At 57.8% G+C, this 9,120-nt stretch carries 9 protein-coding genes and 1 pseudogene; 1 reads left to right on the top strand and 9 read right to left on the bottom strand.

All coding sequences use genetic code 11. The features are described from left to right. Positions 1-503: 503 nt before the first annotated feature. From GH681_RS22215 to GH681_RS22175, 9 genes are all read right to left on the bottom strand, one after another. Positions 504-956, bottom strand: coding sequence for a tellurite resistance TerB family protein (locus GH681_RS22215; RefSeq protein WP_153163698.1), 453 nt, complete (start codon positions 954-956; stop codon positions 504-506). A gap of 74 nt (positions 957-1,030) precedes the next feature. Continuing rightward, complete coding sequence (locus GH681_RS22210; RefSeq protein ID WP_153163697.1) at positions 1,031-2,077, bottom strand: TerC/Alx family metal homeostasis membrane protein; 1,047 nt, start codon at positions 2,075-2,077, stop codon at positions 1,031-1,033. Between the two features lie 48 nt (positions 2,078-2,125). Next, positions 2,126-2,365: a hypothetical protein gene (locus GH681_RS22205; RefSeq protein ID WP_153163696.1), complete on the bottom strand. Its 240-nt coding sequence runs from the start codon at positions 2,363-2,365 to the stop codon at positions 2,126-2,128. Then, positions 2,362-3,864, bottom strand: coding sequence for a helix-hairpin-helix domain-containing protein (locus GH681_RS22200; protein ID WP_153163695.1), 1,503 nt, complete (start codon positions 3,862-3,864; stop codon positions 2,362-2,364). The genes GH681_RS22205 and GH681_RS22200 overlap by 4 nt, the downstream gene beginning before the upstream one ends. Before the next feature lie 7 nt (positions 3,865-3,871). Beyond that, positions 3,872-5,638, bottom strand: a complete 1,767-nt coding sequence (locus tag GH681_RS22195; RefSeq protein ID WP_153163694.1) for a PP2C family serine/threonine-protein phosphatase — start codon at positions 5,636-5,638, stop codon at positions 3,872-3,874. A 3-nt stretch (positions 5,639-5,641) separates the two neighbouring features. Beyond that, on the bottom strand, positions 5,642-6,691 hold the full coding sequence (locus GH681_RS22190; RefSeq protein ID WP_153163693.1) for a TerY-C metal binding domain-containing protein: 1,050 nt from the start codon (positions 6,689-6,691) through the stop codon (positions 5,642-5,644). 15 nt (positions 6,692-6,706) lie between these two features. After that, on the bottom strand, positions 6,707-7,351 hold the full coding sequence (locus tag GH681_RS22185; protein ID WP_153163692.1) for a VWA domain-containing protein: 645 nt from the start codon (positions 7,349-7,351) through the stop codon (positions 6,707-6,709). Between the two features lie 14 nt (positions 7,352-7,365). Further along, the gene (locus GH681_RS22180; protein ID WP_153163691.1) at positions 7,366-8,007 is read right to left on the bottom strand and encodes a TerD family protein; all 642 of its coding nucleotides are present in this window, start codon (positions 8,005-8,007) and stop codon (positions 7,366-7,368) included. A 43-nt stretch (positions 8,008-8,050) separates the two neighbouring features. Continuing rightward, complete coding sequence (locus GH681_RS22175) at positions 8,051-8,689, bottom strand: VWA domain-containing protein (RefSeq protein WP_153163690.1); 639 nt, start codon at positions 8,687-8,689, stop codon at positions 8,051-8,053. Positions 8,690-8,945: 256 nt separating this feature from the next. Here GH681_RS22175 and GH681_RS22170 point away from each other — a divergent pair. Beyond that, a pseudogene (locus GH681_RS22170) lies at positions 8,946-9,120 on the top strand (IS5/IS1182 family transposase); the annotation flags it as partial.

Below are 9,120 nucleotides of genomic sequence, written 5' to 3'. Positions count from 1 at the left end.
CAGACCGTGCTTGACGCCATCGCGTGTGCCCGCTGCCACATCCAACCTGATCGAAGTTACCCCAGGCCACGACGCGTCAAGCCGCACCAGCATTTGGCATATAAGGGGGCTTAAGTTGGGAGCATTGGGCGGCGAGGGGCAGAACTCTTCAGGTCGCGCCACAGATAACCCTTGTGGAGCCGATCACCGGCCTCGCAGGATCCCCCGCGATCTCATTCTTTCCAGCCGTCCTCTTCAATTCAGTCACGCAGATAGGTGCCATCAATGGCTTACAAGACCAACAGGACAGACAGGCACCCCGAAAAACCTCGACTCGTCCACCCTTGGTAAAATTATACCGTTCTGAATTCGCCCCGAGCCGACTCCGATGCAACCCCATAGCGCCATCAAGATCGACCTGTTCGCCTTCGACTTGCGTTGATCGATGAGCAAAGCGGGCGCGTTCAAGGCAGTCGAGCCGTTCTGAGCGAGCTAGGCAGCCCGTCGCCTCGAGGGTGCGATCTTCAAAGGTCAAATGTGGCCGGGTCGAGATCGAGCTCGTTGCACATTCGTTGAACGACGGCCTTTTCTGTCTGATCGAAATCGCCATCGGAGGCGCCGATCGCGCAGCACACGCGCACGACCAACTGTGCTTGGGGTTTGCCTTTGAACTTGCTGACAGCGGCCATGACTTCGCCGGTCGCGATGGTGGCGTCAAACTCGTACTTCTCGACGTATTTCTGGAAAATCTTGATCACGTCATTCTGGTCGAAGTACTTCAACTGCTCGGAGCTTCGCAGGTAGCCCATGAGCTTTTGCTTCTCATCGGAGGAAACCTGGCCGTCAGCATAGGCGACCATCGCACTGGATGCGACGATCGCTTCGAGCAGATCCTTCGATTTGAACTTGCTGATCTCGGCATTGATGGTATCTCGAGCCTCGGTGACGTTGCGCTTGAGCCAATCTGTAAAAGCCATTTCTACTCCTTGTGCGGTAACTGGGGAATGGTCTGCAGAATTGCAGTCTCCCAGGCCATGTCCTTGCGGATTGATTAGTTCGGGTTTGTCGAATTCGTAGCGGCTTCCTCGGGCTCGTCCTTTACCGGGAAGACGAAAGAAGCCACGACGCCAAGAGCGAGCATGCCCAAGACCACCGACAGGCTCATGCTCGGGCTGATATGGATACCCGTGTCGCCGATTGCATGGTTCCATGACTGCAGCGTCATCTTGGCGCCGATGAAGAACAGCAGGCCGATCACTGCCTTCTCAAGGTGAACGAGGTACTTTGTGAGTGCCGCAAGGACAAAGTACAGGCTGCGCAACCCAAGGATCGCAAAAATCATCGCGGCATAAACGAGCAGCGGTTCCTGAGTTACTGCGATGACTGCGGGGACGGAGTCGAATGCGAATGCGATGTCGGAGGTCTCGATTGCCATCAAGCACAGAAAAGCGGGGGTTACATACATTGCGCCGATTCGTGTGACTTGGGTTGCCGTTTTATCGCCATTCAACTCAAGAAGTTCATGGTGACGAACAAAGAAGCGGTCAAGGTGGAGTCGCATATAGACGGGCATCATCTTCCCCGTGAGGCGAACGCTCCAATGGTTGGAGTAGTCGTCGAGTTCATCGCCGTCGCCGCCTCCCGCCTGGAGCATCTTGATCCCGCTCCAGATAACAAAGGCGGCAAACAGGAACCCGATCCATGGGCTCGCCAGGAAAAGGCTGGTGCCAATGAGAACGAAAATAGCTCGAAACACCAACGCGCCCAGAATGCCGTAGTAAAGGATTCTGTGCTGCAGCACGCTCTTTATCCCGAACGAGGCAAAGATGGCCATAAAGACCATAAGGTTGTCGATCGAGAGCGACTTTTCCAGGGCGTAACCGGCAAGATACAGATCCGCCCACTCCTTAGAGAACCGGACCCAGAGATATCCGTAGAAAGTCAGTGCAAGCGCAACCCAAAAAAGAGACCAGCGAACGGAATCGGACAGCGTTATTTCGGTGCTCTTTCTGTGTGCAAAGAGATCAAGGTAAACGGACAGCCCGACCACAGACAGAAAAATGATGATTGCTTCGACCGGAAAACCAAAATGTGGCACGGCTTCAATCCTTAATAAGTTAAGGGATGTTTGAGAAACTAGGGGGGGTCAGGTTTGCCGCAAAATTTTTTTCATCCGCTCCAGAATTGCCTCGGAGCAGTTGATGCGTGTCTTTGCGTCGCGTGACGCCAAGTACGATTTCAGCGTTCGCAGGGCCATTTTTCGTGCTTGGCCTCGATTGAATCGAGCGAGGGCTTCATTTTGCGTAAACCCTGATTCTTCAATGAGAATTCTCAACCTGTCGCTGTTGTCTTCCTCGACCTTCTGTTCTTCGGCGTGACTCGTCATTGGCACACCATTTGGATCACTGCGAGCCGTCCTCCCGTTTCACGCGAGAACAGGATCTGCCCGCCGTCTTCGAGCTTGATGCGCCCGCCTACGTGGATGTCTTGTTTTGCGGTTACGTCGCGCAAGGATGGCAGGGCTTCGTTAACGAAGTACCAGTCGTCGTTATGCAACACGAAGTAACCAACGCGCTTGGCTTGCTCAGGTGTGAGACGCTCATTCGGAAAGGTGAGGCGACTCGAGTGCCATTGGAATACGGACTGGCCTGAATACACCATGAGGCGATGGTTGTCGGTCCGGAAGCTCCCTTCCTTGTGCGAGGAGTAGAGGTTCAGAACCGGCAACTTCCCACGAAATGCCGTGCCGCAATGTGGGCAGCAGGGTTTGGTGGTGTTGTCGAAAACGAACCATTTTTGCGCGCACTGTGGGTTCTGACAGGGCTGGAGCAGATCGGCTGTCTTGACCAGGGCAGTTTCCCACTCGTCGGCCGTGGGCCGGGCGTTAGGGTGATGTAGTCCATCGATGAAAACGCGTCGGATGAGCTCCGAGACGTACGGCCCGGTGATCGTGTAGGGCAGCTTCTGTGTGTCCTTCCAGGGCAACTCGGCCGGCGGCACGTTGGCCAGCTTCACGCGGTTGCTGTGATTGGCCGGGTGCTCGATGAAGAGCGCCCGCTCGCCCATCGCCAACTCCTCGTCGTGCTGTGTGTCGTTTATGTCATGGACCTTATCTCCGCGAAGGGGATGGCGGAACAGGAGGTTCATGTAGATCAGCACCGCGAGCGCATGCTGATCGGTCAGGCGTGAAGGGAGCTTGCGATTGGGGTCATGCCGATCGAGCTTGGATGTCGCCACGACCTCGGGGGCGAAGAAATCCGGGGTTCCTGCAACATCCGGGGGGAACTTGCTTGGAACGACCAAACCGTCAAGGTCAATCAGACAGGCTCGTCCAGCGGAGGGGTCCACCAGGACGTTCTTGTAGCTAAGATCCGAGTGAGCAAGTCCGGCAGAGTGCAAGCGGCGTACCGCTCGCGCCATCATGATGCATGTCTTCAGTTGCGTGAGACCGTCCCCGAGCTCCCGTGGATCAAGGAACTTCGACCTGTTCTTTGCTGACGCGAACCACTTCCCCTCTTTCTCGCGCTTGCGAATACCGAGCATCTGATCGTCGTTGCGCGATCCGTGCTCGAAGAAGAAATGCTTGGCGAAGAAGGGAACGACCACGCCCACCCGTCCATTGTGTTCGACGGTCGCTCTCGGCCAGCAAAGCAGGTTTTTGAGGTAGTCGCCACCCTCCTGATTGAAAACCCGGTCACGGTACGTGCCAGTGATCAGATTGAGTCGTTCTCGGCCAACCTGATCAAGTTTGTCACGGTAGAAGGCAACTACATACGTCTTGTCCGGGGAGAAGAAAACGTCCTTCAGTCCGCCCGCAGCTTTCTTCTCGTCGACAAACTGCACCGTGGAACCGTCACTGGCGGTCAGTGTGATGATTTGGCTCATTGCGTCTTCAGTAAATGATGGCAATCGTGCGGTCGTCGTATTCGCCCTGGGCCCAGAAATCGAGCCACTCAAGCAGCCTGGTTTCATGCCCCTCCACGTCGGAGGACAGATTAGCGCCAGTCTCAAGGTCGTCCCAGAGGAAATCCCAGTCTTGAATCTCGGCCATGGCTGATTCACTTCGAAACTTGGGGTCGGAGACGCCATCTGTCATCAGCAAGAAGGCTGTCATGTCCTCGACCAATTCGAAGCGCAAGCGTCGAAGCAAGGATTCTTGGCTCACCTGAGTGGCGTCGAGGAAGTGTGTCTGCCCAGAAAACTCCCCAGAATCCGGGGCGCCGAGCAGATGCACCGAGTGGTTGTGCCGATAGACTGCAACAGCTCCATCGCCAACCCAATAGGCTGCGCAGAACCACTTGTCGCCTACCTTTCGAGCCAGGCCTATGAGCAAGGTTGTCGACAGCTCTTTCGGAGACGAAATGATGTCGCTTCGGCTCTTGGCCTCGTTTTGCAACTCGCGTACTGCGTGGTGCGCGGCATACCCGATCGTCGTGAAGAGCTCGTTTCGGGTCTTCTGCTGCAACCGGATCAAGTCGTCGTTTGTGGCGTCAGGACGGGTGCCTTCGGCAAGCGCCTCGATCGCCTCGACAAGATTCGATCCTCGCTCATCCGAGAATACGTCCTTCAGATAACTGCTCACAGCCCGGGTCGCGACCTGGGAGCCGCGGCGAGAGAACTTGGAGCTGCCCGCACCATCGGCAACGACCGCAAGATACCAGCCGTTTGCGTCGTCGCAATGCAGGTGGAAATCGTCGTCACAGCAGGTGCCCTTATGGGCGTGCGAACGCCCCCGCTTACGGGCTGCGATCATCTTCGCGTGCTGACCCAGAATAACGCTCGAGGCGCTGTCCTCCTTCCAGAAGGGCGCTGAGCGATCTGATGGATTGTTCTGCCAGAGGGTCTTGGGGTCTGCGTTGATCACGAAGGGCATCCCCGCGGTGTGCGAGACGTGTGCGGGCTGGTCAGCAAAGGTGTAGCGCAGTCCGAGGTTGAACTCCCCTGCGATGGTCGGCGTGCCTGTGATGCGCCAGTACTCGAGGTCGACCGTGAGCTCCGCGCCCTCAGGAAGTGTTACGTCCAGCAAGCGCAGTCCCGGCACATTCGGGTCGCGTTGAATTGCTGCGTCGTAGGGTTCGTTCTGCCGTGCATTGCGAATCGAAAAACGAACGGCGGTGGACGGGGTTGGGGCCGTGGGCGGCTCGGGTGCAGCCACAGGCTTCGGGGCTGTGGGCGCCGCCGCAGTTGCGCGAGGCGCAGGTGCTACGGACCCGCTCTTGGGCTGTGCTGGGGCGGGCGTGTTGCCTGCGTCGGAAGTCGTAGTCGTCAGGCACCCGGCTGCGCTAGCCGAGGCAGGCTGTGCTAAAGCGTGTGTGGGCCGCTGCGATGCTAAGGCAGAGGTCAGCACTTGCGAAGAGTGGGATAAGGGCAGGGGCGGAGCGCCACGATTTGATGGCTTCTGGGTTTGCGAGGGTTGCGGTTCTGTCGTGTCGATCAGGCCAAAATCACGAAACTGCACCTTCTCAATTTGAGTGCCTGGGGATTCTGAGGGCCGCGGCATAAGGTGTTCCTTAACGTATTTCACCCAGGCTGCGTTGATCCTGCGTTCAAATTCCCTGACGATTGCAGCCACGTTCTCTGCCTTGTCAAACCTAGAAAACATGGCATCGTCCAGGCACGGAAGGATTGTCTTGATGTGAGCGCGTTGTTCCGGTTTCATGGTTTAGCCCCTCGCCCGGCTGATGTCGAAGCCTTCGCCATCGGACTCGCCCATCACGACGGTCTGGTTGCAGCCAGGGCAGGTTGCCTCTCCGGTTTCACTGACACAGAAGATCTGGCCGCAGCCGCACATGGCCAGCCCGAATCGATTGCCGCAGTGTGGACAACCGGGCGCCCCGATCAGGGCGTCCGTGTTGATCGTTCTGGCCATCGCTCGCGTGTCGGAAAGCTCGTAGTAGTCTTTCTCGGACGGGAAGACGCCCACGAGGTTATAGCGATCGGCGTTTACGCTCAGCTCCTGGGTCGAGAAGCGCTGCCCGATGCGCTCGAATTTCATCAGGTACGGAAGCTTGGTCGATTGGCACTTGCCCGCGACGATCACGAAGTCCTCGTCGACGGTGGCGGCCTGAGCGATCTCTTCGATCTTCTCCATGATCGAATTATCGACCTTGGCCAGGCTGATCTTCGCATCCTGGTTCATGCTCACGCTGCGGCTCTGACTTGCAACGGACTGGCTGATCCAGTCTATGAAGCGCTTGAAGTCGTCTTCAGTCGTGGCATCCAAGCTCAGGACGTTTTCTGTGAAGCGCTGGAGCGCCGACAGGGAGGCATGTTTGCCCACGCCGATCGCAACCAGGTTGCTGCGCTGCTCAAAATCCCGCTTCCAGCGCTTGATCGCAGGTTCAATGTCATCGGTCGGCTTGCCATCGGTGAGCAGATAGACGACCGGCCGCCAGTCGCCTTTCTTCTCCGGGGTAGAGCGTTGAACCGTGCGCTCCATCTCGTCCATCAGGTGTGCCATGGCGCTGCCCAGAGAGGTGCCCGACCCTAGCGGCAACCGTGGCGTGTAGAACTGGTAGAGCTCGACCAGCGGTGTGAGGGTCTTCGCTTTGCCTGCGAAGGCAATCACGGAGATGAAGACCGTCTCCAACGCGTACGGGTCTGCCCGTAGCGAACGGACTAGGCGCTCAAGCCCTTCTTGTAACTGGCGTAGGTTGTCGCCGGCCATTGACTCAGACACATCGACCAGCAAGAAAATAGGTAGGCGTCGCATCGTCTGGGTTCCTGGTTATATCACCACGTTCACTTCGGGGGGCGTAGGCGGCAGGCTGAGCGTATTGGCGGCGCCAACGCTCATGCTGCCGCTGCTTACCGTGACCGAAACCCACTGGAAGAAGGCGGTGAAGGCAGCGCTATCCATGGTGTCGAGGCTGACGACATGATCTGTGATGAACCGCAAGCCCGCAGGGTCGGCCTTGGGGCCGGCTGCGCAGGCGATGATCGAACCGAACTTGAATGCCTTGATGGCTGGTGCAACCTGGTTGAACACGAAAGTGTCGGTGGGCTTGCCGTCTGTCATGATGAACAGCAGCGGGGCCCAATCCCCCTTCTGTTCCGCGCTTGATTGGCGTACTTCCATCTTCGCCCGATGGAGAATGTGTTCCAGCGCCTCGCCGAGCAAAGTGGCGCCAGAGGCTGGGCAGACGATCTCCGGAATCGTCGCGTCCTCAAGCGCGGTCAACGGGAGAACATCCTTGACCTGCGAATCGAAGGTCGTGACCGATAGATGAACCGTCTCGATTGCGTACGGATTCTGGCGCAACGAAGTCTGCATAGCCCGCAATCCGACATTGACCGATTCGATAGGTTCTCCACGCATCGAACCTGAGGTATCAATGAGCAGATAGACCGGGAGGCGACGAGAAGAGCTCATGGAGTCTGCTCCCCTTAGATGTAGTTCTTGAGGACGTCGACGAAGCGATCCGTCTCGTGAGGCGTGCCGATCGCACGAAACTCCCAAGCGCCGCCCTGCCGGCTCACTTGCGCGAAGGTCATTGAGCGGTACTGTGAGTAAGAAGCGTCTCCACTGATGTTGTAGCGGCAGATCTCCTTGCCTTGTGCGTCGACAGCGCGGATGAAGGCGTTGGAGACCTTGCCGAAGCTCTGGCCTTTCTCCTTGCCTTGATAGATCGACACCACAAAGATGATGGACTCGTAGCGCGCATGCAGATCGTTCAGGCGGACGATGATTTGCTCGTCATCCCCGTCGCCATCGCCCGTACGGTTGTCGCCTGTCAGCCAGATCGCGCCACTGGGGTGACGCAGGCTGTTGAAGAAAATGACGTCAGAGTTCACGAGCGTCACGTTGCCCGCGCCATCGTGACCCAAATCCTGCACCTTGCCATCCTTTCCAAGCAGAAAGGCGATCGCATCAAGGTCGTAGTCCTCTTCCTTCTTCATGAACAGCGATTTCAGCAGTCCCCTGCTTTCCGTCGCAACGTCCCATCCCAGCCCGATCGTGACGCTCGAGAGGTCGAACTCGTCCTTGCGCAGGCTGATGCCCTGGCCCTTCTTCAGACTTACTGCCATATCGAATTTCTCTTCCAGTCAGAGGTTGTGCGAATGCCGGGCTTCAGAGCGCGGGGTTGATTTCGGGCGGCAGCGGCGGCAGCTCGGAGAGCCCGTCAGCTTCCTTGCCGCCGCGCTCGATCTTCTGGCTCGAAACGGAGACCGAAGCGCTTACCCACTGGAAGAAGGCCTTCAGGGTGTTAGAGTCGGCCGTATCGAGTGAAACCACTGACTCGGTGATCTTGCGCAGCTCCGCGGTGTTGGCCGAAGGACCGGCCGCGCACGCTACCAGCGTGCCCATCTTCACATTGCGCAAGGCTGCGATGCCGCGGTTCAAGTCGTCGGTCGCCTGCCCGTCGGTCAGCAAAAAGCACACCGGCTTCCAGTCGCCCTTGCTCTCCGGGGTCGTCTTCTTCACATCGCGCTCGATGCACTGCGCGAGCAAGGTCAGCGCCTCGCCCAGTGCCGTCGTACCGCTGGCCTGAATGTCGGGTACCTGGAACTGAACCAACTCGGTCAGCGGCACTGTCTGCGTCGCCTGCTGCGAGAAGGTGATCACCGACAAATGCACGGTTTCAAGCGCGTATGGATCTGTGCGCAAGGCCGATGTCATCGTCTGCAGACCGACTTTTACCGCTTCGATGGGCTCCCCCATCATGCTCCCAGAACAGTCGATGAGCAGGTACACGGGAAGACGACGCATGGAGTATCTCCTTTGGGAATCCTTTGGGGATCGGCTTTTTCATGGTTTCGCCGGGCGAGCGACCCGAATTGGGCGAAAGCCATGCTCGATGGGAACTATCTTGTACCATAACAACAAGTGCAATGTTGCACCCTTGCATGAAATTTTAGTTTCCGTGAATAATTCCCTCTTTTGTCATTTGGCCACCTCGAAAAACCTCGACTCGCCCACCCTTGATAAAATTACATCGTTCTGAATCCGCCCCGAGCCGACTCCGATGAAACCGCGCAGCGCCATCAAGACCGACCTGTTCGCCGACGAACTTCACCGCAAGAAGATCGACACCCTGGGTGATCCGCTGGCCGAGATCGAGTCCTACATCGACTTCGCGGCGCTGGCGGCCGAGGTGGATCGCATCGCGCCCCGGCCGGTCAGCCCTCAGGGTGGCCGCC

The organism is Zoogloea sp. 1C4 (assembly GCF_009469605.1).
In the GTDB taxonomy this organism is placed as follows: Bacteria; Pseudomonadota; Gammaproteobacteria; order Burkholderiales; family Rhodocyclaceae; genus Zoogloea; species Zoogloea oryzae.
Note: the sequence above shows the minus strand (reverse complement) of the source record. Positions and strands in the feature narration are given on the sequence as shown.

What these genes read in the sequence shown, in the direction of transcription:
- GH681_RS22190 (WP_153163693.1), bottom strand. Translation starts at nt 6,691, where the DNA reads ATGCGACGCCTACCTATTTTCTTGCTGGTCGATGTGTCTGAGTCAATG.
- GH681_RS22195 (WP_153163694.1), bottom strand. Translation starts at nt 5,638, where the DNA reads ATGAAACCGGAACAACGCGCTCACATCAAGACAATCCTTCCGTGCCTG.
- GH681_RS22200 (WP_153163695.1), bottom strand. Translation starts at nt 3,864, where the DNA reads ATGAGCCAAATCATCACACTGACCGCCAGTGACGGTTCCACGGTGCAG.
- GH681_RS22175 (WP_153163690.1), bottom strand. Translation starts at nt 8,689, where the DNA reads ATGCGTCGTCTTCCCGTGTACCTGCTCATCGACTGTTCTGGGAGCATG.
- GH681_RS22205 (WP_153163696.1), bottom strand. Translation starts at nt 2,365, where the DNA reads ATGACGAGTCACGCCGAAGAACAGAAGGTCGAGGAAGACAACAGCGAC.
- GH681_RS22180 (WP_153163691.1), bottom strand. Translation starts at nt 8,007, where the DNA reads ATGGCAGTAAGTCTGAAGAAGGGCCAGGGCATCAGCCTGCGCAAGGAC.
- GH681_RS22185 (WP_153163692.1), bottom strand. Translation starts at nt 7,351, where the DNA reads ATGAGCTCTTCTCGTCGCCTCCCGGTCTATCTGCTCATTGATACCTCA.
- GH681_RS22215 (WP_153163698.1), bottom strand. Translation starts at nt 956, where the DNA reads ATGGCTTTTACAGATTGGCTCAAGCGCAACGTCACCGAGGCTCGAGAT.